General features: G+C 41.0%; 21 protein-coding genes, 2 tRNA genes and 1 pseudogene. 14 read left to right on the top strand and 10 right to left on the bottom strand.

Annotated features, from left to right (window positions below; all coding sequences use genetic code 11):
* Window positions 1–9 precede the first annotated feature (9 nt).
* The 4 genes from rplQ (at window position 10) to F896_RS18855 (ending at window position 3,496) form a co-directional block, all read left to right on the top strand.
* Window positions 10–375: a 50S ribosomal protein L17 gene (gene rplQ, locus F896_RS18840; RefSeq protein ID WP_004641032.1), complete on the top strand. Its 366-nt coding sequence runs from the start codon at window positions 10–12 to the stop codon at window positions 373–375.
* 154 nt (window positions 376–529) lie between these two features.
* Window positions 530–1,027: a GNAT family N-acetyltransferase gene (locus F896_RS18845; RefSeq protein WP_016162199.1), complete on the top strand. Its 498-nt coding sequence runs from the start codon at window positions 530–532 to the stop codon at window positions 1,025–1,027.
* 350 nt (window positions 1,028–1,377) lie between these two features.
* Window positions 1,378–2,868: a flavin-containing monooxygenase gene (locus F896_RS18850; protein WP_016162198.1), complete on the top strand. Its 1,491-nt coding sequence runs from the start codon at window positions 1,378–1,380 to the stop codon at window positions 2,866–2,868.
* Window positions 2,869–2,995: 127 nt separating this feature from the next.
* The gene (locus F896_RS18855) at window positions 2,996–3,496 is read left to right on the top strand and encodes a DUF2059 domain-containing protein (protein WP_016162197.1); all 501 of its coding nucleotides are present in this window, start codon (window positions 2,996–2,998) and stop codon (window positions 3,494–3,496) included.
* Between the two features lie 49 nt (window positions 3,497–3,545).
* Here the strand turns inward: F896_RS18855 and F896_RS18860 are convergent, their stop codons facing one another.
* Window positions 3,546–4,718 carry an acyl-CoA dehydrogenase family protein gene (locus F896_RS18860; protein ID WP_005209075.1) on the bottom strand — a complete coding sequence of 391 codons (1,173 nt, stop codon included), beginning with the start codon at window positions 4,716–4,718 and terminating at the stop codon, window positions 3,546–3,548.
* 187 nt (window positions 4,719–4,905) lie between these two features.
* On the opposite strand from F896_RS18860, the gene F896_RS18865 reads away from it, so the two are divergent.
* The 7 genes from F896_RS18865 (at window position 4,906) to F896_RS18895 (ending at window position 13,161) form a co-directional block, all read left to right on the top strand.
* Window positions 4,906–5,163 (top strand): FAD assembly factor SdhE, encoded by a 258-nt coding sequence (locus F896_RS18865; protein WP_004804137.1) that lies wholly within the window; start codon window positions 4,906–4,908, stop codon window positions 5,161–5,163.
* Entirely contained in the window at window positions 5,156–5,545 is a 390-nt protein-coding gene (locus F896_RS18870; protein ID WP_016162196.1) for a hypothetical protein, read from the top strand. The genes F896_RS18865 and F896_RS18870 overlap by 8 nt, the downstream gene beginning before the upstream one ends.
* Before the next feature lie 207 nt (window positions 5,546–5,752).
* Window positions 5,753–5,959 (top strand): hypothetical protein, encoded by a 207-nt coding sequence (locus F896_RS18875; RefSeq protein ID WP_016162195.1) that lies wholly within the window; start codon window positions 5,753–5,755, stop codon window positions 5,957–5,959.
* A gap of 359 nt (window positions 5,960–6,318) precedes the next feature.
* Window positions 6,319–7,434, top strand: a complete 1,116-nt coding sequence (locus tag F896_RS18880; protein WP_016162194.1) for a hypothetical protein — start codon at window positions 6,319–6,321, stop codon at window positions 7,432–7,434.
* Window positions 7,435–7,510: 76 nt separating this feature from the next.
* Window positions 7,511–8,089, top strand: a complete 579-nt coding sequence (gene rrtA / locus F896_RS18885) for a rhombosortase (RefSeq protein ID WP_016162193.1) — start codon at window positions 7,511–7,513, stop codon at window positions 8,087–8,089.
* A gap of 146 nt (window positions 8,090–8,235) precedes the next feature.
* Complete coding sequence (locus tag F896_RS18890) at window positions 8,236–10,446, top strand: TRAP transporter large permease subunit (protein WP_016162192.1); 2,211 nt, start codon at window positions 8,236–8,238, stop codon at window positions 10,444–10,446.
* 510 nt (window positions 10,447–10,956) lie between these two features.
* Window positions 10,957–13,161, top strand: coding sequence for a TRAP transporter large permease subunit (locus F896_RS18895; protein ID WP_016162191.1), 2,205 nt, complete (start codon window positions 10,957–10,959; stop codon window positions 13,159–13,161).
* 75 nt (window positions 13,162–13,236) lie between these two features.
* On the opposite strand, the gene F896_RS18900 is transcribed toward F896_RS18895, so the two are convergent.
* From F896_RS18900 to F896_RS18910, 3 genes are all read right to left on the bottom strand, one after another.
* Window positions 13,237–13,779, bottom strand: coding sequence for a hypothetical protein (locus F896_RS18900; RefSeq protein WP_016162190.1), 543 nt, complete (start codon window positions 13,777–13,779; stop codon window positions 13,237–13,239).
* Between the two features lie 102 nt (window positions 13,780–13,881).
* Entirely contained in the window at window positions 13,882–14,760 is an 879-nt protein-coding gene (locus F896_RS18905; protein ID WP_016162189.1) for a DMT family transporter, read from the bottom strand.
* Between the two features lie 89 nt (window positions 14,761–14,849).
* Window positions 14,850–15,620 carry an AraC family transcriptional regulator gene (locus tag F896_RS18910; protein ID WP_016162188.1) on the bottom strand — a complete coding sequence of 257 codons (771 nt, stop codon included), beginning with the start codon at window positions 15,618–15,620 and terminating at the stop codon, window positions 14,850–14,852.
* A 117-nt stretch (window positions 15,621–15,737) separates the two neighbouring features.
* Here F896_RS18910 and F896_RS18915 point away from each other — a divergent pair, with 117 nt between their 5' ends.
* The gene (locus F896_RS18915) at window positions 15,738–16,652 is read left to right on the top strand and encodes a DMT family transporter (RefSeq protein WP_016162187.1); all 915 of its coding nucleotides are present in this window, start codon (window positions 15,738–15,740) and stop codon (window positions 16,650–16,652) included.
* Between the two features lie 48 nt (window positions 16,653–16,700).
* Here the strand turns inward: F896_RS18915 and F896_RS18920 are convergent, their stop codons facing one another.
* The 5 genes from F896_RS18920 to rnr all read right to left on the bottom strand — a co-directional run bounded on the left by F896_RS18920 (window position 16,701) and on the right by rnr (window position 22,623).
* Window positions 16,701–17,156: a hypothetical protein gene (locus tag F896_RS18920; protein ID WP_016162186.1), complete on the bottom strand. Its 456-nt coding sequence runs from the start codon at window positions 17,154–17,156 to the stop codon at window positions 16,701–16,703.
* A gap of 10 nt (window positions 17,157–17,166) precedes the next feature.
* Window positions 17,167–17,373, bottom strand: a complete 207-nt coding sequence (locus F896_RS18925; RefSeq protein WP_016162185.1) for a YheV family putative metal-binding protein — start codon at window positions 17,371–17,373, stop codon at window positions 17,167–17,169.
* Window positions 17,374–17,411: 38 nt separating this feature from the next.
* Complete coding sequence (locus F896_RS18930; RefSeq protein WP_032882006.1) at window positions 17,412–19,451, bottom strand: M3 family metallopeptidase; 2,040 nt, start codon at window positions 19,449–19,451, stop codon at window positions 17,412–17,414.
* Window positions 19,452–19,527: 76 nt separating this feature from the next.
* Window positions 19,528–20,115, bottom strand: coding sequence for a hypothetical protein (locus F896_RS18935; RefSeq protein ID WP_016162183.1), 588 nt, complete (start codon window positions 20,113–20,115; stop codon window positions 19,528–19,530).
* 87 nt (window positions 20,116–20,202) lie between these two features.
* Window positions 20,203–22,623, bottom strand: coding sequence for a ribonuclease R (rnr, locus tag F896_RS18940; RefSeq protein ID WP_016162182.1), 2,421 nt, complete (start codon window positions 22,621–22,623; stop codon window positions 20,203–20,205).
* A gap of 260 nt (window positions 22,624–22,883) precedes the next feature.
* Between rnr and F896_RS18945 the strand changes: the two genes are divergently transcribed.
* A tRNA-Ser gene (locus F896_RS18945) sits at window positions 22,884–22,973 on the top strand.
* 11 nt (window positions 22,974–22,984) lie between these two features.
* A tRNA-Arg gene (locus tag F896_RS18950) sits at window positions 22,985–23,061 on the top strand.
* Window positions 23,062–23,182: 121 nt separating this feature from the next.
* Here F896_RS18950 and F896_RS18955 read toward each other — a convergent pair.
* Window positions 23,183–23,866, bottom strand: a pseudogene (locus tag F896_RS18955) (agmatine deiminase); the annotation flags it as partial.

The raw sequence follows: 23,866 nt of genomic DNA, 5'->3' as shown, positions 1-23,866 counted from the left end.
ACTATCACCATGCGTCATCGTAATAGTGGTGTGAAATTAGGCCGTACCAGCAGCCACCGTAAGGCGTTGTTCCAAAATTTAACGAATGCTTTAGTTGAGCACGAGTTAATTAAAACAACTTTACCTAAAGCGAAAGAACTTCGCCGCGTTGCTGAGCCTTTAATCACTTTAGCTAAAAACGATACAGTAGCAAACCGTCGTTTAGCGTTTGCTCGTACTCGTTCTGCAGCAACTGTTGGTAAATTATTTACCGTTCTTGGCCCTCGTTACAAAGAACGTAACGGCGGTTATCTTCGTGTTCTTAAAGCGGGCTTCCGTGCAGGTGATGCTGCACCGATGGCTTACGTTGAACTCGTTGACCGTGAAGTAAAATAATACTTCTACGTGTAGAACAGTCAGTTGTTCCAAAAAAGGCCGGTGTAATAACCGGCCTTTTTTATTGTTTATTTTAATTACTTTTGAGCATAATTTTAGATTGAGTATTCTGATAAATTAGGTCGCAGGACTATAAAAATTCAAATAGATAAATATGTTAAGTATTGAGATTAAAATTCTATGTGTGAAAGAACTGAATGATTTTAGAGCTATCAGACTTTCAGCATTAGCTAAAGCCCCTGAAATGTTTGGTTCTACATATAGTATAGAAGTAATGAAACCATTATGTTTTTTTGAGAGTTGCTTATCTAGTTCAACGATCTTTGGTGTTTATCACAAAGACAGAATTATTGGTTTAGCGACTTTAACTCGAGAGGTCGCAACAAAGCTTTCTCATAAGGCTTATTTATCAAGTGTATTTATTGAACCTGAGTTTCAAGGCTTAGGAATAGCAAATAGATTGCTCACGACTGTTATTGAACATAGTAAAGAATATCTAGAACAAATTTTACTTATTGTCGCAGATGATAATCAGCCAGCTATTAAGCTTTATCAAAAGTTTGGCTTTCAAACTTATGGGGTAGAGTCAAAAGCATTGAAAAATAACACAGAATATACTGATGAGATTTTGATGAAACTATTTTTACTCTAAAGGATCGATGACATCTTCTATATAGAGATTAAACCTACGATCTAAAATTGCTAAAACATCTATTTCCACATAACGTTTTATCCAGAACTATTTCTTTAAAAGTGGTTCCCTGCAAATATTGAATAGAACATGTTTATAAGTATTTAGAGCGTATATCTAATCTTATTCTTTACTAAAGCAAACCCGCTAATGGAAGAAATCCAAGCGGAAATCTCAGGATTTTTTAGCCCTCAATTTCTTAAAAATGTCCCGAAGTGATATGAAAAAACCGATGAATGACCAAACTTGACATTGCGTATTGTCAAATTTGTGCTTTAATAAAGTCATGGTTTATACAGGGTATAAAAAAAATGGAAAAGCAAGTTGATGTATTAATTATTGGTGCAGGTATCTCTGGGATTGGGCTAGCTGTACATCTCTCGAAGAACTGTCCACAACGTAAATTCGAAATCTTAGAACGTCGTGATAGCTTTGGTGGGACTTGGGATTTATTCCGTTACCCTGGTATTCGTTCTGACTCGGATATGTCAACGTTTGGTTTTAATTTTAAACCATGGGCAAAAGACAAAGTATTGGCGAGCGGTGCTGAGATCAAGGGCTATTTAAGTGATGTGATCAGTGAAAATCAGTTAAAAGATAAAATTCATTTCGGTCATCGCGTTCTTTCTGCAAACTACGATTCTGCAAAGAAAAAATGGTCGGTTGAAATTGAAGACAGTAACAAGAAGAAGCAAACTTGGTCAGCAAACTTTGTGATGGGTTGTACCGGTTACTATAACTATGATCAAGGTTATGCGCCGAAATTTCCAAAGCAAGAAGACTTTAAAGGTCAATTTATTCATCCACAACACTGGCCTGAGAATCTAGATTACACAGGTAAGAAAGTGGTGATCATTGGTAGTGGTGCAACTGCAATTACCCTGGTTCCTTCAATGGTGAAAGGTGGGGCAGGACATGTCACCATGTTGCAGCGTTCTCCTTCTTATATAGCAACAATTCCTTCAATTGACTTTATTTATGAAAAAACCCGTAAATTTATGTCTGAAGAAACCGCATATAAATTTACCCGTGCACGTAACATTGGTATGCAACGTGGTATCTATGCATTAGCGCAAAAATATCCGAAAACTGTTCGTCGCTTACTGTTGAAAGGCATTGAATTACAGTTGAAGGGTAAAGTGGATATGAAACACTTTACACCAAGCTATAACCCTTGGGATCAACGTCTATGTGTCGTGCCAGATGGCGATTTATTCAAGGCATTACGTGAAGGCCATGCCAATGTTGAAACAGATCAAATTGAAAAGTTCACGGCGAATGGTATTCAATTGAAATCGGGTAAACACCTTGAAGCAGATATTGTGATTTCAGCGACAGGTTTAGAAATCCAAATCTTGGGTGGCGTAAAAGGTACAATTGATGGCAAGCCAATGGATACCTCACAACACATGCTATATCAAGGTGTGATGGTAAGTGATGTGCCAAATATGGCGATGATCATTGGCTATATCAATGCATCTTGGACTTTAAAAGTTGATATTGCTGCGGATTATATCTGTCGTTTGCTCAATCATATGGACAAAAATGGCTATGACGAAGTCATTGCCCATGCGGATCCAGCATTGCGTGAACAAGATACCATTATGGGTAAAATGTCTTCTGGTTATATTGCACGTGCAGCAGATGTGATGCCGAAGCAAGGTAAAAAAGCACCGTGGAAAATCACCAATAACTATCTTGCGGATCGTAAAGAATTGAAAGATGCATCATTCAACGATGTAGTCCTACAATTCCATAAACGTGGTGAGCAAGTCGATCGTAAGCCAAAGCTAGTGTCGTAATTATTTATTGAATTTATTAAAAAACCCTATGCATAAGCATGGGGTTTTTTATTTGCAATCAGGCTTTAAATTCGATCAATATCGCGTATATTGAGCACATTAGAAAATTTTGATTAGGGATAATACGATGAAAAAAATCATCATCTTAGGGACATTATTATTCAGTACATTGGTGTTTGCCGATGATGCAAAACAAAAAGAAGTCATTGCGCAAAAGTTGGTATCTGTTGACGGGACTGAACAAGGACTGCAAAACACCGACAAAATGATTTTAGAGCAAATTCGTATGCGTTTGCCAAAAGACTTACCCGAAAGTTTTTATACCGATTTGAGCAAAAATTTGAATAGTGAACAGCGTAAGCAATTTATCGTGCAGCGTTATGTGGAAAGTTTTAGCCAGAAAGAGTTGCAAGCCGCATTGACCTTCTATCAATCTGTAGAAGGCAAGGCTTGGGCAAAGAAAGCCAGTGATGTTGGCAGTGAAGTCGCGCATTTCACGACACAAAATGCGCGTACTGCACTGAATACCACCATGCAACAATATATTGAGAATCCTAAAGTTAAGCAGCTGATGGCAAGAATGAATCCGCAGCCCGTTCAAACTGCTGAAAAACCTGAATCGAAATAAATAAAAAAGGGATCGCGCATCGGGCACGATCCCTTTGTTCTATCGATATTTAGAGGGTACGGGAAATGAGTTCTTTCATAATTTCATTAGTACCTGCATAAATACGATTGGCACGGTTGTCGATATAGGCACGGGCAATTGGATATTCCAACATATAACCATAACCTCCATGTAGTTGTAAGCAGTCATCTACAACTTTTGAGAACATATCTGAAATTTTGTATTTCGCAGCTGCTGCCGCATCCACACCTAAGTTTTCTTCAAGCTGTAGTTCCATACAGCGATCGAGATAGGTACGACAAAAGTCAATTTCAGTACGCAATTCCGCCAGTTTAAAGCGAGTATTTTGGAAGGTGCTAATTGCTTTGCCGAATGCTTTACGATCTTTGGTATATTGCACGGTATGTGCAAAGGCTGCTTCAGCACCTGCTTGACAGATAATCGCGACCAGCATACGTTCCCAAGCGAGCTCTTTCATCAACATGATAAAGCCCATGCCTTCCATACCTAGTAAATTTTCTTTCGGGACACGGACATTATCAAAGAACAATTCACAAGTATCTTGGCCTTTCATACCAATTTTGTTCAGTGGTTTACCTTTGCTGAAACCAGCACGATCCGCTTCTACAATGAGCAAAGATAAGTTTGCTGAGCCTTTTTCATTGTTGCCTGTTTTACACACCACAATTGCCATATCGCAAAGATAGCCGTTGGTAATAAAGATTTTAGAACCATTGATGACATATTCATCGCCATCCAATACGGCTGTCGTGCGTACAGCTTGTAGGTCGGAACCTGTACCAGGTTCAGTCATCGCAATCGCAGTCACGGCTTCGCCTGTTGCCATTTTGGGTAACCAGTGTTGCTTTTGCTCTTCATTGCCGAAGTTATTGACATAGTTGGCAACGATATCTGAATGTAAAGAGAAGCCTGTGCTTGAATCCATGGCGTAGGCTTGTTCTTCGATCAGAATCATACTGTAAAGACGATCTACACCTGAGCCGCCATATTGCTCTGGCATGGTGGTGCAAAGTAAGCCAAGTGCACCAGCCTTATTCCATAAATCACGATCTACATGTTGTTGTGTTTCATATTTTTCAATATTAGGCACAACTTCTTTCTCATAGAATTTACGGACTGTTTCACGGAATGCTTCGTGGTCTGAAGTAAACAGTTTGCGTGGGAGCATGTTTGGAATTGGACGAATAGCACCTGATTGCATTTGTTATTTTTCCCTAGTGTGTTGGATTTAAATCTTCTTCATCACCATACAAGAAATTGAAAATAGTGAACAATGTGATCAATGCTCAATTTGATTGATGTATTTGGTCACTTGAGAAAAATCTCTCAGAACTTCATCGGGGAGATCAGGTACACTATGGGGAAATTGTTGCATTGCGGAGCCAATAATGTCTGATGAAATGACACTGGAAGAGCGTAAGGTTGTGTATCGTGCGCGTCGCGGTTTAAAAGAAATCGATGTGTATTTTGATCCTTATGTTAAAAACCACTACCTGACAGCTGATATCGCTGAAAAGGCATTATTTGCGGAGTTGGTCGATCAAGAAGATCCAGATTTATTGGATTGGTTTATGGAGGTTGGGGAACCGCCTCGTGCAGAATTAAAAGATTTTATTTTAAAATTAAAACACTATGTCCATGGCTAATGGTGTTTTCGAGCTGCAACGCAGTCGTTTTGCGATGATACTGCAGCTCTTGATTTTCATTGCCATCCTTAGTTTAACCTATTCCTTACTCGCCTTATGGATTTGGCTACTATGCTTCTGCGTGATGGGCGTTGCTTGGTTGTTATTTTTGAAACAGCCACAACTTAAACGTTTTGAATATTTAGATCATCAAGAATGTTCGTTTGAATTTTATGATCCCAAATTAAAGATCCAGCGTAGACAGATCGTCAAAATATTAGATCACCAACTTTATATCGCGCTCTATTTTTCTCATCAAAAGAATAAAAATTGCATTATTTGGTGGGATCAATTGCCACATTCGCAATGGAAAAAGCTAAAATTACGTGCAAAACTGGGATAATTGTTCGACAATTCTACAACTGTATAAAATTAATAAAAATATAAATTTCAATGTATTAGTTTGAATTAAGGTTTATCTTGCTTAAATTGTTAGATTAAATACTCTAAAAAATAGTGAAAATTATGATTGTCAGACAATCTGGCGATCAAGTCCGATTTATTTTCGCTAAAGTACAAACACCAACGTAAAGTATGGTGGAGGTCCAAAATGGAAATTCCAACATGGTCGTTTCTGGTGATCGCAATTGTTTTTGCGATTGTAGTAGGAAGAGCAGGAACTTTACTCAGGGAATTTCTTGAATCACGCCAACCTCAAGTTGTAGTGACCAAGAGAAAGAGATTGAAAGTGTCATCAATATATCACTCTCCCGTGAATATCGATGATGAACGCCAATCTAGTATCTATCAAAAGTAGATACACAAGTGTAGGAGGTCTCTATGGAGATTTCAATGTGGATGTTTCTAGTAATTGCAATCGTTATGGCGATTGTAGTAGGAAGAGCTGGAACGTTACTCAAGGATTATTTTCAACAAAACTAAAATATAAAGAGTTTCACGATTTTACCAGTTAATAAGTAGCATGTGCTGAACCGTCGCAATGCTACTTTTTTTTGCCTGAAATTTCTGTTAAGCCGCTCAAGTGTCAATTCATTCCTCTGTGATTTGTGTCAAAATGTCTAGGTTAAAATTAGAGCAATTACTCTTTAATTCAGGTTATGCATCTGATAATGTACAGCTAAAAGGAAAAAACAAATTATTAGAGGGACAGGAAGTATGTCTAAACTCCAAAAAATTGGACAAGGTGTGGCGGTTGCTGTATTGACAACATCAATGCTATCAGGATGTTCATATGTGATTAAAACGGGTGCGAATGTCGCACTTGGTTTTGGTGAAAACCATATTGTTCCACCAATTTTGGCAATGGATGATGCTGAAATGGTGTGTAACTCAGGGAATGCTTTAACCCCTGCCGTGATGTCAACCAAAGATATGGGTGCTGACCCAACCCGCATGGCGGTATTGTTATATACCGCAGCGGGCGTTTGTGCTGAGAATCAAGCTTTAGAGGCAGAGTTACGTTACCTGCGTGCTTCTAAAGCAGGTAACGTTTCAGAAGCACAAGATGCACGTATTGAACAGAAACGTTGGGCGGGAATTGCTGCTGAACGTCAATACGCAGGTTATCAGCTGTTTGCTAACCGTTGGGAAACTAAATACAAATATAAGTTAGGCGATTCATGCCCAACCATGCGTAATGACCTAGACCAAACCGTTTATTTACTCGGTATGGTGAGTGGTTTGCAAGCCATGACCAACGATATTAACTCTGGTGGTGCGATCAATGTACCTAAAGATATTGCAGGTATCGTTGAACGTGGTATGGCGTGTTTGGATAATGAAAAATTCTGGGGTGCACCAATGGCAACCCGTGCTGTTATCTGGACTTTATTACCAGGTGCAGGTGATGGTAAGCCTGAACCATATGCGACCATGAAGCAGTCTATGGCAATTGGTGAGAAGAAGGGTGTTCGTTTAGCCCATGCACTCTATGCTGTTGCTGCACAAGCCAGTGGTGATGATGCCAAACTGCGGGATGCTTTCCGTTCATATGCTGCGGCAACAGGCGAAGATAAACCTGCAAATCCACAGTTTAGATTGATTGATAAAATGGCCGGCTTGATGGTTCGTGGTATCGCAGATCGTTATTGGACTGAAAATACCGGTGTCAGAGCCAGTGATGAGGGTTTAACTTCATTCTGGGATGACAAACAAGAAAGCTCAGCTGAGTTGGACTCGTTGTTTGACGGTGGGGAAGCAGCACCTGCACAGGATCAAGCTGCGCCAGCATCAGATCAGGCAGCACCAGCACAAGAAACTCCAGCGGAGTAACCTGAATTAAACGACCTTTTACAGATGAACTATCTAAACTTGTAAAAGGTCTGTTTTTTTAGGAGGCAGTCAGCCAATGAAAGATCAAGTATGGATAAGCAAAGTTATTTTGATTGCGATATGTATTTCCATATCGGCTTGTCTACAAGTTTTTGCTGATCATTTTATTTATTGGCGCCCAAGTTTACTCACCGAATTTTGGCGCTTATGGACTGCGCATTGGGTGCATGTAGGATGGATCCATTTTCTACTGAATATGATGGCTTTTGCCTGTTTACCTTTCATTTTTCCTCATGTTCGCAATTGGCACTTATGTGCACTGCTATTAGTCCTGCCACCCTTCATTAGTTTCATTTTCTATTTTTATCTACCTTATATTGATGCTTATGCTGGGCTTTCTGGGGTATTGCACGGTCTATATACCGCAGTGGGTGTGGTATATCTGCAATATAAAAATGAACGGAAATTTGCAATTTTGGTACTGGCCTTAATTGCTGTGAAACTGCTTTGGGAAAATACCTTTGGGCAAACAGGAACTGCCCAGTTAATTGGGAGTCCTGTCCTAACCGAAGCACATTTAATTGGTGCAATTGGTGGTTTGCTCTGTGGTTTAGGCTATTTGTTGATAAAAAAGATAAAAATTAGAACATCATGATCATTTGATTAAGACGCTTAATAATAATTTAGTGGGTACATAGAGGGATTGGTGATAGAGAAGGTAGGTGTATTCTTTATTCACCATGTACATTACAAGATTCAGCATCTGCGGAGGGATGTTGACCACAATGAATTGGAATCGATATGCAATATGATCAAGGGAAAAAATCTGGATTAGGTCTACTGAGCTATATTTGGACCGAGTGGATATCAACTTTTGTTATCCTTTTCTTATTACTCATGACACTGATTATTGGTACTGGAGAGATGATCCATGGTCAGTTATTACGTATGGGTGAACGTCTTTACGGTGATCCTGCGATTGGGATGCAGTATTCATTTCTGCGCGCTGAACCAGAAAAGCCAAGTTGTGATCAAAACCCCAATATAGATGCTCAAGTTCAAGAGCAAATGAAGATAAATGCCGCTGATGAATTTGCCAGTATGTTTGGCGTTGCTTCGGAAGCAGATGTTCGTGCATCCTTAATTGCAGCGCGACAACAATGCCAAGAAAAATATCAATTTTATGCTAAGGCAATGAAGCATATCGAAGCACATCCAAGTGTGCGGACGTATCGTAAAGTTGAGACCAGCTTTTTTGGTATCTTTAAATTTGGTACAGAGAACCGTTCTTTATTTTTAGTGATTATGGTGGTATTTGCTGCAATCAGTGCCACATTAAAAGCACATCATATTGGTTTGCGCAGCCCCGCGACGAAAATTGATTTCCGTATCTATAGCATTGCGATGCTCATTGGTAATGGTTTACTGACCTCATCGGTGATGAGCCAGTATCACTCTGTGATGAACTCGGGTGTGCCGATTAGCCCCGAAATGAAGATCATTTATTGGCTATGGATGATTTTGTTTGGAGTGCTCACGCTGATCAGTTTATATCAGCTGATTAAAGCACCGACACCGACTCGCGAGGGGGGTAATGTTGGTTTAGCGTTCCTGAGTGTGCCACTTTATGCTTATATGGCGATGATCACAGGGATTGCTTTTACTTTCTTTATGGACTATCCAATGGGGCAAGGAATTTATCTTGGTCAGTTGGTTGAGTTTTCAAATATTTTCTTAAACCTTGCCTTATTTATCTGGGCAGGGATGTTATTAAAACAAACGCGGATTGTGGATTTATTTCTAAATATCTTACGCCCGTGGAATTTAGCACCTGAGACCTTAACCTGGTTGATTCTCATCGCAGCAGCCTTACCTACAGCCTATACAGGCGCTTCAGGTATTTTTGTGATTGCAGCAGGGGCAATTATTTATAAAGAAGTCTGGAATGCGGGTGGGCGCCGTCAATTTGCTTTGGCTGCAACCGCGCTTTCGGGGTCTCTAGGTGTGGTACTACGGCCTTGCCTATTGATTGTCGTCGTTGCATCACTGAATAAAGAAGTGACGACAGATCTGCTTTATCGCTATGGTATGTATACCTTCCTTTTAACCTCTAGCTTATTCTTGGTGGTTGCCCTGTTCTTTGCAGAGCAGAAGTTTAGAATCGCGCCAATGAAGATGGCTTTACCGAAGTCTTTACGGGCATTCGTTCCAGTATCACCGTATATCGTGATTTTTATCCTGATTTGGTTGTTCTATAAACATGCTTTAGCGACAGATCTCAATGAATTTACTGCACCAGTGATGATGCCTGTCATTCTTTTACTGATGGTGTTATTTGATAAGTTACGTAAAGAGCCAGCCCCGTTAGCACCTGTTGGGCATTGGGATAGTACCTTGAATAGTTACACCATCCCTGCGGATGGCTCTCAACCTGCTGCGCCGATCAACCCAGCAGATGATCCGCGTAATCCTGTGCGCCGTGTTTCTTTCGGCAAAGCATTACATGCCTCCACCAGTGAGACGGTTGGACATATCGGGGCTTTGGTGATCTTGATGGCATTGTCCGTGAGTGTAGGGGGCTTCCTTGAGCAGATTCATATCATGGAAGCATTCCCACAAAATATTAGCAGCACTTATTTAGTGATTACGCTGATTGTCTTGCTGATGATTTTTGTGGGTATGATTATGGACCCATTTGGGGCGGTGATTTTAATTACCGCAACAGTTGCGCCAGTCGCTTATCAGTATGGAATTGATCCTGTGCACTTCTGGATGATTGCACTGATTGGTTTTGAGTTGGGGTATGTGACACCACCTGTTGCACTGAATCATTTATTGGCGAGACAGTCGATTGGTGATGCGGAAGTGGCAGAAGCGGATGCTGAAGTCCGTCATCTTTCCTTCTTCTACCGTTACGAGCGTTGGATTCTGCCGTTGCTGGTGATGGTGCCTGCGATTCTGATTATTGCCTATGTACCTTATGCTTTTAAGTTATTTGGCTGGTATAGCTAATTTATTTTAATTAAATAAAACAAGCACCTTCGGGTGCTTGTTTTATTCATTGAGGTTAAAGATGACTTTCATTGTGTTGGTATTACTGTAAAAGTGGCGCTAAAAAAATCACAACAGGTGAATTTAGAATACTAAAGATTATTATGTGATTAAAATAACATTTTGAGAATGCATTAGTTATGCTATAAATAGACTGAAAAGGTGGTATAGCCTACTTTAGAGCTGAATTCATCTTTCTGTAGGGGGGCTGTAAAAAGATTATTTTGGGCGTGAAATTTTTCATTATGATGATGATGGAAATAAAGCGTACCAGAGAGAACACATAAATTGATAAAAACAACCAACAAAAAAGTGATTGCAGTCATTCTTTTTTCTAAAAGTTTGCTGCAAATTTAAGCGGTTTAAAAGGGATTGGTGATTCAAAGGGTAAATTCATTTATCTATCAACCATGGACAGCGCATGATTCAACATCTTTGGATGGATGTTGATAACAATAAATTGGAATACACATGCAAAATGATCAAGAGAATAAGTCTGGATTAGCCCGGTTAGGCACTATCTGGAATGATTGGATATCAACCTTCATTATTCTTGCTTTGTTGCTAATGACGTTGCTTATTGGTACAGGCGAAATGATTCACGGTCAGATGCTTCGTATGGGGGAGCGTCTTTACGGTGATCAAACAACAGGGATGCAATATTCGTTTTTACGTGCGGAACCTGAAAAACCAACTTGTGATCGACATCCAAACATTGATGCACAAGTTCAAGAGCAGATGAAAGCCAATGCTGCCGATGAATTTGCAAGTATGTTTGGTGCGGCTTCTGAAGCTGATGTACGTGCGTCTTTATTGGCCGCACAGCAGCAGTGTGAAGAAAAATACCAATTCTATGATAAAGCAATGAAGCACTTGGAAGCACATCCAAGTATTCGTACTTATCGTAAAGTTGAAACGACTTTCTTCGGGATCTTTAAATTAGGTTCTGAAAACCAAACTGTTATTTTATTAATCATGGTGTTGTTTGCTTCAATTACAGCATCTTTACGTTATCACCACATTGGTTTACGTGCACCAAAAACTAAAATCGACTTCCGTGTTTATTCGGCGTTGATGGTTGCTGGTAATGCTTTACTCAGTTATTCGGTGATTAGCCAATACCATTCAGTATTGAATTCAGGTGTTGAAGTTGCTGGAAAAACAGCAGTCTTGTATTGGTTGTGGATTGCACTATTTGTGTCACTGACCATCATCAGTGTCTTCCAGTTCATCTTTATTCCGAAAACAGCACAACCGAAGGGTAACTTTGGTTTAGCGCTACTGAGCGTTCCTCTGTATGCCTTTATGTCTTTGGTGACAGGAATTGTATTTACCTTCTTCATGGATTATCCAATGGGGCAAGGGATCTACTTAGGTATCTTGGTTGAGTTCTCGGGTATTTTCTTAAATCTGGCATTGTTCATTTGGGCCGGTATGTTACTGACCCAAACACGTGTGATGGATTTATTCTTAAATATCTTACGTCCATGGAACTTGGCGCCAGAAACCTTAACTTGGTTAATCTTGATTGCGGCGGCGATTCCAACAGCATACACAGGTGCTTCGGGGATTTTCGTTATTGCAGCGGGTGCAATCATCTATAAAGAAGTCTGGAACTCGGGTGCTCGCCGTCAATATGCCTTAGCTGTATCGGCAATGTCTGGTTCTTTGGGTGTGGTGATTCGTCCATGTTTATTGGTTATCTTAATCTCGATGCTCGACAGTCGTCATGTAACGTCGACTGAATTATTTGATCATGGTATCTATGTCTTCTGGTTAACAGCCTTCATCTTCTTAGGTGTTTCTCTGATTCTTGCAGAGGAAAAGTTCCGTGTGAACTCACCTAAAATCGCGGTGCCAGGGATGTTACGTGCATGTGTGCCTGTGATCCCGTATATCATCATTGGTTTTGCTGTGGTGATGTTCTATAAGCTTGCTTTAGATACGTCAATCAATGAATTTACTGCGCCAATGATTTTACCGTTGGTATTGATTGCAATGATCTTGTTTGACAAGTTATTTGCTTCAAAACTTGCACCCGCACCAGTGGTCGATGCGAAACATGAAGCATTGGTTCGTGAGCATGAAAAGAAATCAGAATTCTTGAAATCGCATGATCCACACAGTAGCAAGAGCTTTGGTTTTGGTGGAGCATTACGTTTTGCAACATCAGAAACAGTTGGACATATCGGTGCATTAATTCTATTAATGGCATTGTCTGCAAGTGTCGGTGGCTTAATTGAACGTGCAGAAGTGGTTGAGTTATTGCCAGCACACTTGGGCAATATCTATATTTCTCTTGCCTTTATTGCGTTGTTACTTGCGATTATTGGTATGACGACCGATCCATTCGGTGCGGTGATCTTAGTTGCTGCAACCGTTGCACCTGTTGCTTACGAGAATGGTATTCATCCGATTCACTTCTGGATGATCGTATTGGTGGCATTCGAATTGGGTTATGTAACACCGCCTGTTGCCTTGAACCACTTGCTGACGCGACTCTCCGTCGGGGATGAAGAGGTCTCGGCCGCCGATAAGGAAGCGAAAGAGAAATACACCAGTTTCTACTTCCGCTATGAGCGTTGGTTGTTACCGATTATCGTCTTGTTTTCATCGTTGGTGTTGGTGACGTATGCACCGTATATTTTCCAGATGTTTGGCTGGTATAAACATTAACAGTTGAAAATAAAAAAGCACCTTCGGGTGCTTTTTTATTAATAGGATTTAAGAAAAATTATTTGAAAAGCTATTTTAGATAATTTTCTGATCTCTTAAAGCTTGTAATAGTTCTCCAATATTTGAAGAAATCGCTGAGCGTACAGCCTCAGAATCTGTTCCTCCAGCTGTTTTTGGAGCAGCTTTATGTGTTTTGATGGTGTTCTTATAAATCGTTTTCCCACCTTTGGTGACTAAATAATCGACGTCTAAATAGAAGTCGACTTCTACAAAGCCAATCCAATTATATTCAAATTTTTGAACATCTCCGGAGATTTTGAGATCGGCATCTTGGTTTGGGTTGAATCCTGAGGCAATTAATTCTTTAGTTAAAGATGATTTTAATAATACATCTGCTTTATCAGACATATACATGCTACCAAGCGCTGCTGCTGGTTTTTGAAACTCATTTTGTTTAACTAAACCTTTTTCAGCGGGGATATATTTGAATACACCAACACCGATATCGCCCTGTCCTCGAATAGATGGAGAGGCAATATAGTTAATAGGCATTGTGGTAGAGCAGCCAGAAAAAATTAAAACTGCCCCGATTAATGAAGTTAAAAATATTTTTTTCATGAGATATTTCCAATTGTTATAAAGTCGCACAATTTATCAAAAGGTCTAATAAAATAATAGGTGATCTTTCTATTAAGGATCCGTGATAAATAGGCGATTGGCTTATTTAAATAACGTCTTTCTTTGTATGAAAGGACTACATAACAAAATCGCTGAGAGAATAATGCCAAAACCAATCACACTGTATAAATCAGGCACTTCATTCCACAGTAAAAAGCCCCAGAGTCCTGCAAAAATAATCGCGATATAGTTGACGGGTGCAATCTGTCCAGCAGGGGCAAGACGGTAGGCATGCGACATAAAAATCTGGCTGACATTGGCGAGCACGCCTGCACCAATCAAGAACAATAATTCCTGTAAATGATAAGGTCGCCATACCCAAAACATCGGAATCACGGACAGCAAAGAACCAATCAAGCAGAAATAAAACACGATGCGTTCAGGAGGTTCGGTTTGCGTCAGGGCGCGCACGGTGACAAAGGCCATTGAAGCCAATAGGCTGGAACTGATCCCGACAATAGAAATCCAGTTCAATAAACCTTGATCGGGCTTAGCCACACAGAACACCCCAATAAAGCCGAGTCCCGCGGCACAAAGCATCGCCGTGGTGACTTTTTCTTTGAGAAACAGCCAAGCAATCAAAGGAATAAAAATGGGGGAAGAGTAGGTGAATACCATCGCATTGGAAAGTTTTAAATGCGCAATCGCGTAGAAAAAACCATACATGGCGGCAAGCCCAACAATACTACGCCATGTATGCATCCACAGTTTTTCTGTTTTTACAAAACTGGTTCCTTGTTTAAAGATAAAAGGCAAAAACAGGATCAACCCAACCACATTGCGGAAAAATACAATGGTGTAGTTATCTACGCTATGTGAAGCATAACGAATACAAATGCCCATCACAGAAAAAAGCAGCGCAGAAAGGGTGAGGCAACCAATCGCCATCATCAGGTTGCGATTGGTTTTTTGAGCATCCATAGTGATTCGAATATTGCGAGAGTGAGCTTATTTTATGCTGCTGTAGGGATGAAAGGAATGCGATTTTCAACTCAATGTTATTTAACTGCTTAGACAACTGTTTCAGAGAATTGTTTGAGATAATCACTCGGTGTCATGCTGGTTTCACGCTTAAACATGGCACTAAAGGCACTTGGACTGTCATAGCCCAAGTCTAAGGCTACATTTAAAACTGGTTTGTTTAGGGCCAAATCAATCATAGCTTGCATCAGTTTAGCTTGACGGACCCAATGAGAAAAATGCAGTCCCGTCTCTTTTTGAAAATGCCGTGCCAGTGTTTTACTGCTGATATGCAGTTGTTCAGCCGTATCTTCTAGATTCCAGTTTAAACTGAGATTGCTTTTGATCTGCTGACAGAGCTGTAGCAGGCGTGGATTTTGGGGATCTGGCAAATTAAAGGCAAGTGCAGGCAATACCCGAACTTCGTCTAAGATCAACTGTAACAGTCTTTCATCACGGCTATTTGGCTGGATTGCTGTTTTGATCTGCATCGCATTACTCATCAGTTCCCGTAGTAAAGCAGGAATGGTGACAACTCGGCATTCTGAACTTTGTGCTATGGTGTCAATGAAAATCCCCCGTGCCTTGACATCTCCACTGCTGAGTAAGGCATGTGGTTTATGCGCAGGAATCCAGACGCCACGTCCAGGTGGGGTAATCCAAATTCCTTCATGGGTTTGCACTCGAATCACGCCTGATAGGGTATGAATCAACTGGATTCGATCATGGCTATGCCAATCTTCAATATGCCCATGTGGGTAATTTTCTGAAAAAGCATAGATCGGATAATCTAAGTATCCATGTTCAAAGTTTTTCCCCATGTTTCAAATGTCCGAAAATAAGTTGTCCATTTCTCGATAGTAGTTGTCTAATTGTCGAGAAACAATAAATTGATTATTTTTTAGCATGATCGATACCGCAATGTAGAGGTCTAGCGCATGTTTCAAAAAGCTTTTTTTTATCCCTTATTCGCCATTTTATTTTGGGCAGGGAATGTGGTGGTGTCTAAAATGGCCAGTCATGCCATTTCTCCTGTGGCAATCACGTTTTATCGTCTGGTGCTGGCGCTCGCTGTGATGAGTACTTTTGTACTGATTCCCGTCTGGAACAATCGACACACCATCAAACAATATTGGAAGCAGCTGGCATTGGGTGGTTTTCTATCTGTATCTTTATTCCAGTTCTTGTCTTATCAGGCTGCATCAACTACCACAGCCACCAATATGGCGATTGTGACGGCATTGATTCCTTTACTGACCATGATCTTAAGTAGCGTGATGCTGAAAGATCGGTTGAGCTATGGCATGTTGTTCGGAGGCGCTTTGTCTTTTTATGGCATCTTATATCTGTTAAGTCATGGGGCAATTACTACGATCTGGAAACAAGGTGTGCATTTGGGTGATGGTTTAATGTTGATTGCTGCGGCAGGCTATGCCTTATATGGTGTGTTGCTGAAACGTTGGAAAATGCCAATTCCTGCTTGGCAATCGAATTTTGTGCAATCCAGTTTCGCCATTGTCTATGTACTGCCATTCTTTATATTTTTGCCAGCATCGCAGATGCAACTGAACCAACAGACCATTCCACTGATTGTTTACGCCAGTATTTTTTCGTCGGTATTGTTGTCTTATTTATGGATAGAGGGTGTGAGACATTTAGGACCGAATCGAAATAGTATTTTTATGAATCTATTGCCTTTATTTACGGCATTGATTGCGGTGGCTTTACTGGGCGAGCATTTGCAGATGTTCCATTATATTGGTGGTGGACTAACCTTGATTGGAATTCTGATTGCACAAACCATTCAGAAACCGATTCAACTGAAATCAGCGTCCAAACACATTTTAGATTAACGATGCCGGCAATAAAAAAGCTTTAACCGAGGTTAAAGCTTTTTTCGTTTAAGAATGATTTTGGGCCGCAATTTGGGCTTCTAGAAGTTTGATTTGATCTTCTTTCAGCTTCAGTAAAGTATCCACATCGCTATTCTGCTGTTTCAAATCATGTTGTTGGTCTTGCAGTTGTTGATGAATATCATCCAGTTTGGCAATTTCTTCTTTTGCCAAACTATCATTTGCAGGAAGTGGCGATTTCACAATTGATTCTTCAACCAATTGGATCGGTGCAGCGACATCACTGCTTGCCGTCGTTACTTCTTCAGCTGTAGCCGTTGCTTCAGTGGGTACTGGGGCAACGGTTTTTTCAGCAACGGGCTGAGCGGGTGTGGATGTTGTTGGTTGCTGATCTTTTTGAGCTAAGAACCATTGGACAGCAAGGAACAGCACCACGACAACACTTATTCCACCAATTATCATCCATAATAATTTGGAATTTTCTGTTTGGTATGTGGACATCATTTTTAACCTTCTAGTCAAAATGACGAGGTTTGAATTGTATCACCCCAATTTCATCTGGCTCAGCGGGTTGCGTCTGTTCCACATGGGTTGGCCGTTTTTCGCTATAAGCACATTCGATACATTCAATCCACTCGTCATCCATAGTGATGATCTTAACCACACGATCTAAGGCCCCACATTTCGGGCATTTTGCGCCCGCGATGAACTGTCTTTTCATGTCAGTTAATTACACCCTATGAACAATAATGACGTAGTTTAAGCGGTTTTATCGGTGTTCGTCCAACCTTGATGACGTAATAATGCATCTATTTTGGGTTCTCTTTTTCGGAAATTGCGAAACGCATCAAGTGCCGTATCTTTTCCGCCAACTGCTAGAATAAACTTTCTAAACTCTTTTCCAGTCTCGGTATTAAAAATACCTTCGCTTTCGAAACGGTCAAAGGCATCACTGGCTAAAACTTCTGCCCATTTATAAGAATAATAACCTGCTGCATAACCACCTGCGAAAATGTGGCTGAAGCTGTGTTGGAAGCGGTTATAAGGTACCGCGGGAACAACCGCAAATTTATCGCGAATATCATCTAAGGTGGCTTGGATTTGCTGACTGTTTAATGCCGGTGCTTGACGGTGAATAGTGAGGTCGAACAAAGCAAACTCAATCTGACGCAAGGTTTGCATACCTGACTGGAAGAAACGTGCATTGAGTAACGCAGATAACAATTCCTGTGGCAAAGTTTGTTTAGTTTCAGTGTGCTCGCTGAGTACATCTAGACTTTCATTGTCCCATGCCCAGAATTCCATAAACTGACTTGGTAATTCCACCGCATCCCACGCCACGCCGTGTGTCCCTGCCACAGAGATGTTATCTACTTCGGTGAGCATATGATGTAAGCCATGACCAAACTCATGGAATAAAGTAATCACTTCATCATGAGTCAGTAGCGCAGGTTGATCGCCAATCGGAGGGGTAAAGTTACATACCATGTAGCAAATTGGTTTTTGTAGGCCATTGGCTGTTTGTACACGAGAACGGAAACCGCTCATCCATGCACCACCACGTTTGCCGTTACGGGCATATAAATCAAAGTAGAAACCACCGACCACTTGGCCTTGATCTTCAATTTCGAAATAACGCACATCATTTTGCCAAACAGGGGCTTGGCGTTCGATGATCTGGATACCGTAAAGACGTTCTACGATCTGGAATAGACCTTGAACCACTTTCGGTGCAGGGAAATAGGGTTTAAGTGCTTCTTGAGAAAGATTGAACTGCTGTTGTTTCAACTTTTCAGAATAGTAGGTTGCATCCCACGGTTTGAGTTCATCAATACCCTCTTGTTGTGCAATCGCTTTCAATTCTGCGATTTCAGCAAGTGCTGGGGTACGCGCATGTTCTGCCAGATCAACCAAGAATTTATCTACGGTTTCGACATCAGGTGCCATCTTGCTAGCAAGTGAATATTCAGCAAAGTTGTTAAAGCCGAGCAGTTGCGCCATTTCTTGACGTAAGCTCAGGATTTCCTCCATCACTGGTGTGTTATCAAATTCAGTTTTGACAGATTGTTCTGAGGCACGGGTGACATAGGCTTTATACAGTTCTTCTCTTAACTCACGATCTTCGGCATAGGTCATAATCGCAAAATAGGCAGGGAAGTCGAGTGTGGCAACGGCTTGCTCAAGCTCACGCTGTTGTCCATATTGTTTTAACAGTTCAACACTGCTTTGTGGCAGGCCTTTGAGTTGCGCTTCAGCTAAAGGCTTGAAATAAGCTTGGGTTGCATCGAGTACATGGTTAGAGAAGTCTGAAGATAGCTGTGATAAACGTGCTGAGATTTCGGCATAACGCTTTTTGGCTTCGCCTTGGAGTGCAACACCAGACAGTTTAAAGTCACGTAGTGCGAGTTTAATCGCGCTTTGTTGTGCTTCGCTCAGCGTTTGAAATGCCGCGCTATCATGAGTCTGCTGATAGGTTTGATACAGCGCCGTATGTTGTCCAAGCTGTGTATAGTATTCACTTAAACTTGGTAGCAGTGCTTGATAGACTTCACGGGTTTCCGCATTGTTCATCACCGCATTGAGATGGGATAAAACACCCCATGCTTCACTCATATTATTTTCAAGTTGATCAACTTCGGTCAATGTTGCCAGTTGGCCTTCAGTCCCTTGTGGAACTTCATTGAGTTGATTTAAGAAGTTTTGACCGTTTTGAATGGTTTGTTCGATCTGTTGTTTTAAATCGGCAAGTTGAATTTGATCAAATTGAGGAACGGGAAGTGTCGCTTGCTGGAGTGTCATTGTATTTTTGCCATATTCATCTTTAAACATAGTTATAGATGTAGGGCTTAGCGAGGGAGAAATCAAGGTTGATTGATTATTTATTCGTTGGGCTTTGCGTTGCGACCTGAATTTCATCAATCGACATTACATATGTACCGAATGTGCTATGACGGGTAGACAGCTTTAATTTGAGTTGATGATTTTTATATACCTGATATTCAGTCGATGTCATTCTAAAGATTGGTATGTCGGAATAAGCTGTTTTAAAAAAATAGATATTTCCATGTCTCGTGTGCTTTTTTTCGGCAATCGCTGATGCCTCTATAATTTCCGAATCTCCAGTGATATATGTCCAGATCATTGGAAGCGTACCAGCCAAGTTGAGCCAGAGTACGGGAATAATGAATAAAGGGAAAATAAATAAAGCAAAACGTTTAGGTTGTTTTTGTACTTTTTTCCATTGTCTGGGAATCACCCATTCCTGTCTTTTTTTCAAATAGAGAAAATAAACAAGGAGTAAGGCATAGAGGAAACATGCAATGATCAAGGCGACAATTTCTACCGTAAAGCTAGGTGAAAAATCACTCCAAAATACAGAAATAGCAGCACCGATTGTGAGAAAGAAAAAGAGAATAGAAAAGTAATGGTGATAATAATATTTTGTGATGCGGTAGTGAGTCATTCGGATTTTATTTATATTTAGAAATAGTCTATTTTTTTATTATATAACAAAAGATAAGAGAGCCGAAGCTCTCTTATCTTGTAGAAATTACTCAGCCTTTGCTTTCGCATTCGACTTTTTCTTTTTCACTTTTTTCTTGGCCTTTTCTTTGCTTTCAGGCTTGGCTGAGGTTTTTTTTGCAGGTTTTTGGGTGTAAGAACTTGGTTTGTTCTTATCCTTTTTCTTGCGTACAGGTTTTTCGCCGTCCGTACTGACCTTAGCTGTGGTTTTGCTAAATACTTCTTCAGTGGTTTGTGTACGATTCGATGTGGTTGCCGTACGTGGTGCTTTCTGACGAATCACACGGCCTAAATGAGTCAGTTGTTGAACCAACTGGAAGTCAATTTTACGTTCCTCCAAGTTTACACCCGCAACTTGAATCTTCACTTCATCACCGAGACTAAAGGATTGTCCGCGATTTTGACCCATTAAGCTTTGACTCGCCTGATCGTAAATGAAGAAGTCATCACCTAACTGACTGACATGGATCATCCCGTCGACATAGAGGTCTTTGAGGGTCACGAACAAACCAAACTCAGTGACTGCACTGATTACCCCGATAAATTCATCACCGATATGCTGTTGCATATAGTGGCATTTCAACCACATGGTGACGCTACGTGATGCTTCATCAGCACGACGTTCTGTCTTGGAGAAATGCTCACCGGCATCATCTAACGCTGCACCTGACAGTGGATACACTTTTTTGTCTAAATACGCTTTGATCGCACGGTGTAATAATAAGTCAGGATAACGACGAATCGGTGAGGTGAAATGCGTATAGGCTTCATATGCCAAACCATAGTGGCCTGCATTCTTCGCACCATAGTAGGCTTGCATCATCGAACGTAACAACACTGCATGAATACTTGGTGCATCTAAACGATCTTTGGTCGCTTCAATGACGGCTTGATAATCTGCTTGAGTTGGCTGTTCAGGGAATGGCAGACCCAGCAATTTCACAAAGTCACGCACTTTCTGAATACGTGAAAACTCTGGTGCTTCGTGCACACGATACAGCATCGGAATATCATGTTCTAAAGCATATTCTGCTGCAGCAACGTTGGCCAGCAGCATACATTCTTCAATCAGTTTATGCGCATCATTACGTGTACGTGGCAAAATTTCCTTGATTCCGCCTAACTCATCAAAGGTCATGTAGGTTTCAACGGTTTCAAATTCCATTGCATGACGTTCAGCACGTAAGCCTTTTAGTGTTTGATAAAGCTGGAAGAGTGTATTGAGTGACTTATGAATGCTCTTATCTTCTGGGATCGCATTGGTTGCTCCCTCAAAATATTGCCCCACTTGGGTATAAGTCAGACGAGCTTTGGAATGCATCACCGCAGGGTAGAACTCATACCCTGTGACTTTACCTGCACGAGACAGTTTTAAATCACAGACCATACACAGACGGTCAACATGTGGATTTAAAGAACACAAGCCATTTGATAGCGCTTCTGGAAGCATAGGCAATACAAAGTGCGGGAAATAAACCGATGTACCACGTTCTTCTGCTTCTTCATTTAAGGGCGAGTCTAAACGCACATAATGGCTAACATCGGCAATTGCAACCACGACGCGGTAACCACCACCCGCACGTTTTTCTGCAAATACGGCATCGTCAAAGTCACGTGCATCTTCACCATCAATAGTAACCAGTGGTAGATCACGTAGATCAACACGCCCTTTAAGATCTTTTGCTGATGGTTCTTTAAAGCTTTCTGCTTCTTTCACCACAGCTTCTGGAAATTCGTAAGGCAGACCAAATTCTAGAATCGTTTGTGGAATGATAATCTCGGTATCAGCTTTATCTGCCATCGATTGAACGATATGGCCTGTCGCCAGTTCTTCGCGTGTTGGATAGTCATCAATTGCAACACGCAGCATATCACCAACTTTAGCATTGGCATGCTCAATCAATTCTTTTTCTAAAGTAATGGGTTGATGCTGGTTTGGATTAGCTGGTTGAATGAAGTATTCACCTTCATGCTCAGACAATTTACCAATAATTTGTTTAACGCGGTGTTGTACCACTTCACTAATAAAGCCCCAAGGCTTACCTTTACGATCAACTGAGGTCTGACGCACTTTAACGCGGTCGCCATTAAAAACTAGGCGTAGTTCACGTTCAGGTAAAAGGATATCGTCCTGACCTGCAATATTGGCAGTACCTAGACCTTTACTATTGATATAGACCGTTGCTTCATGAGTTGGCAGATCGGTTGCAGGTTGGTATTTAAAACCATCCTTCATAAGTTGCCCATCACGTACCATAGCGCTTAAACGGTGATTCAAGGCATCAATGCTTTTTTGATCAGGGATATTAAAGTGGTCAACCAGCTCTGCATGGGACTGTGCAGTTTGTAATTGTTTTAATGTAGTTAGAATAAGAGTTCGGCTAGGAATAGGATTATCGTAACGTTGCGCTTCTGCTTTTGCTTCGGGATCGGCCCAATTTTTAGTCATATCGTTTCAATTCACATCTGGCAGATCGGTTTAGCATAAGTCATTCAAACTCTAACTGCACGTCAAAGATTGCAAGATTCTGTTTATTGCTCCGATCTGAATAAAGGAGAGAACACTATATTAACAAGCGTTGAACCAAAAAATGCTGAAAAAATGTGGAAATTGATTAAAAAACATTTGATTGAACTTAAAAAGTAGAAAAAAACAGGAACATCCCTTGTGTAATGTGGTTTTAGTTTGTATTATTGCGCTCGTGTTACGGTGAGATGGGTGAGTGGCTGAAACCACATCCCTGCTAAGGATGCGTACGGGTAACTGTACCGAGGGTTCGAATCCCTCTCTCACCGCCACTTTACTTAAAGCGCTCATAGCTCAGCTGGATAGAGCACTTGGCTACGAACTAAGGGGTCGGGAGTTCGAATCTCTCTGAGCGCACCAATTTAATAGAAGAAACCGCTTAATTGCGGTTTTTTTGTGCCTGAGTTTTTTGATTGAATATGAATTAAATAATAAATATAAAAAAAGCCGCTGAGATCAGCGGCTTTTTAGTTGATCTATTTTAGAAGTGATTCACTGAACTGAATAGATGATCTGTAAGACTGCTGAGTGGGGATTGAAGAGATACAAGATCTGTTAAAGAGCCACCATTTGGATTTGGTTCACCGACAGCGATGCCAGAAGTGACGGTTCCAGTCAATGCATCTAAAATTCCGTCTACACTGCCATGAAGACTGTAGTCCCCATTTCCAACACTGACGCTAATTAGATTATTGATACTCTCTAATGAACCATCGCTGAATAGGGTACTGACATGATCTTGTAATGTATCTACTGCAATGTTGCCATTGCTAATGACAGTTTGAATCGGTTGAGCAATTCCTGCGATAACGTCTCCGCTATTTGCACCATTATTAATGGTTCCAAGAATATCTGTAATCACACTTAGACCACCTTCACCACCAATACCGCCAGTAATGCCACCGATAATGCCAGTAACTGCGCCTAAAGGACCACCTTCACCGCCACCAACTCCACCAGTGATACCACCAAGGATGTCAGAGATTGAGCCAAGAGGACCGCCATCACCACCACCGATACCGCCAGTAATCCCCCCAAGGATGTCAGAGATTGAGCCTAAAGGGCCGCCATCACCACCGCCGATACCGCCAGTAATGCCGCCGATGATGCCAGTGATTGCGCCAAGAGGGCCACCTTCACCGCCACCAATTCCTCCCGTAATACC

The organism is Acinetobacter genomosp. 15BJ, assembly GCF_000400715.1.
Taxonomy (GTDB): Bacteria; Pseudomonadota; Gammaproteobacteria; order Pseudomonadales; family Moraxellaceae; genus Acinetobacter.
This window is presented reverse-complemented; position numbering and strand designations above follow the sequence as displayed.

Bases quoted from the DNA above. Each gene is read 5' to 3' on its own strand.
- rplQ (WP_004641032.1), top strand. From the start codon at position 10: ATGCGTCATCGTAATAGTGGTGTGAAATTAGGCCGTACCAGCAGCCAC.
- F896_RS18845 (WP_016162199.1), top strand. From the start codon at position 530: ATGTTAAGTATTGAGATTAAAATTCTATGTGTGAAAGAACTGAATGAT.
- F896_RS18850 (WP_016162198.1), top strand. From the start codon at position 1,378: ATGGAAAAGCAAGTTGATGTATTAATTATTGGTGCAGGTATCTCTGGG.
- F896_RS18855 (WP_016162197.1), top strand. From the start codon at position 2,996: ATGAAAAAAATCATCATCTTAGGGACATTATTATTCAGTACATTGGTG.
- F896_RS18860 (WP_005209075.1), bottom strand. From the start codon at position 4,718: ATGCAATCAGGTGCTATTCGTCCAATTCCAAACATGCTCCCACGCAAA.
- F896_RS18865 (WP_004804137.1), top strand. From the start codon at position 4,906: ATGTCTGATGAAATGACACTGGAAGAGCGTAAGGTTGTGTATCGTGCG.
- F896_RS18870 (WP_016162196.1), top strand. From the start codon at position 5,156: ATGGCTAATGGTGTTTTCGAGCTGCAACGCAGTCGTTTTGCGATGATA.
- F896_RS18875 (WP_016162195.1), top strand. From the start codon at position 5,753: ATGGAAATTCCAACATGGTCGTTTCTGGTGATCGCAATTGTTTTTGCG.
- F896_RS18880 (WP_016162194.1), top strand. From the start codon at position 6,319: ATGTCTAAACTCCAAAAAATTGGACAAGGTGTGGCGGTTGCTGTATTG.
- rrtA (WP_016162193.1), top strand. From the start codon at position 7,511: ATGAAAGATCAAGTATGGATAAGCAAAGTTATTTTGATTGCGATATGT.
- F896_RS18890 (WP_016162192.1), top strand. From the start codon at position 8,236: ATGCAATATGATCAAGGGAAAAAATCTGGATTAGGTCTACTGAGCTAT.
- F896_RS18895 (WP_016162191.1), top strand. From the start codon at position 10,957: ATGCAAAATGATCAAGAGAATAAGTCTGGATTAGCCCGGTTAGGCACT.
- F896_RS18900 (WP_016162190.1), bottom strand. From the start codon at position 13,779: ATGAAAAAAATATTTTTAACTTCATTAATCGGGGCAGTTTTAATTTTT.
- F896_RS18905 (WP_016162189.1), bottom strand. From the start codon at position 14,760: ATGGATGCTCAAAAAACCAATCGCAACCTGATGATGGCGATTGGTTGC.
- F896_RS18910 (WP_016162188.1), bottom strand. From the start codon at position 15,620: ATGGGGAAAAACTTTGAACATGGATACTTAGATTATCCGATCTATGCT.
- F896_RS18915 (WP_016162187.1), top strand. From the start codon at position 15,738: ATGTTTCAAAAAGCTTTTTTTTATCCCTTATTCGCCATTTTATTTTGG.
- F896_RS18920 (WP_016162186.1), bottom strand. From the start codon at position 17,156: ATGATGTCCACATACCAAACAGAAAATTCCAAATTATTATGGATGATA.
- F896_RS18925 (WP_016162185.1), bottom strand. From the start codon at position 17,373: ATGAAAAGACAGTTCATCGCGGGCGCAAAATGCCCGAAATGTGGGGCC.
- F896_RS18930 (WP_032882006.1), bottom strand. From the start codon at position 19,451: ATGACACTCCAGCAAGCGACACTTCCCGTTCCTCAATTTGATCAAATT.
- F896_RS18935 (WP_016162183.1), bottom strand. From the start codon at position 20,115: ATGACTCACTACCGCATCACAAAATATTATTATCACCATTACTTTTCT.
- rnr (WP_016162182.1), bottom strand. From the start codon at position 22,623: ATGACTAAAAATTGGGCCGATCCCGAAGCAAAAGCAGAAGCGCAACGT.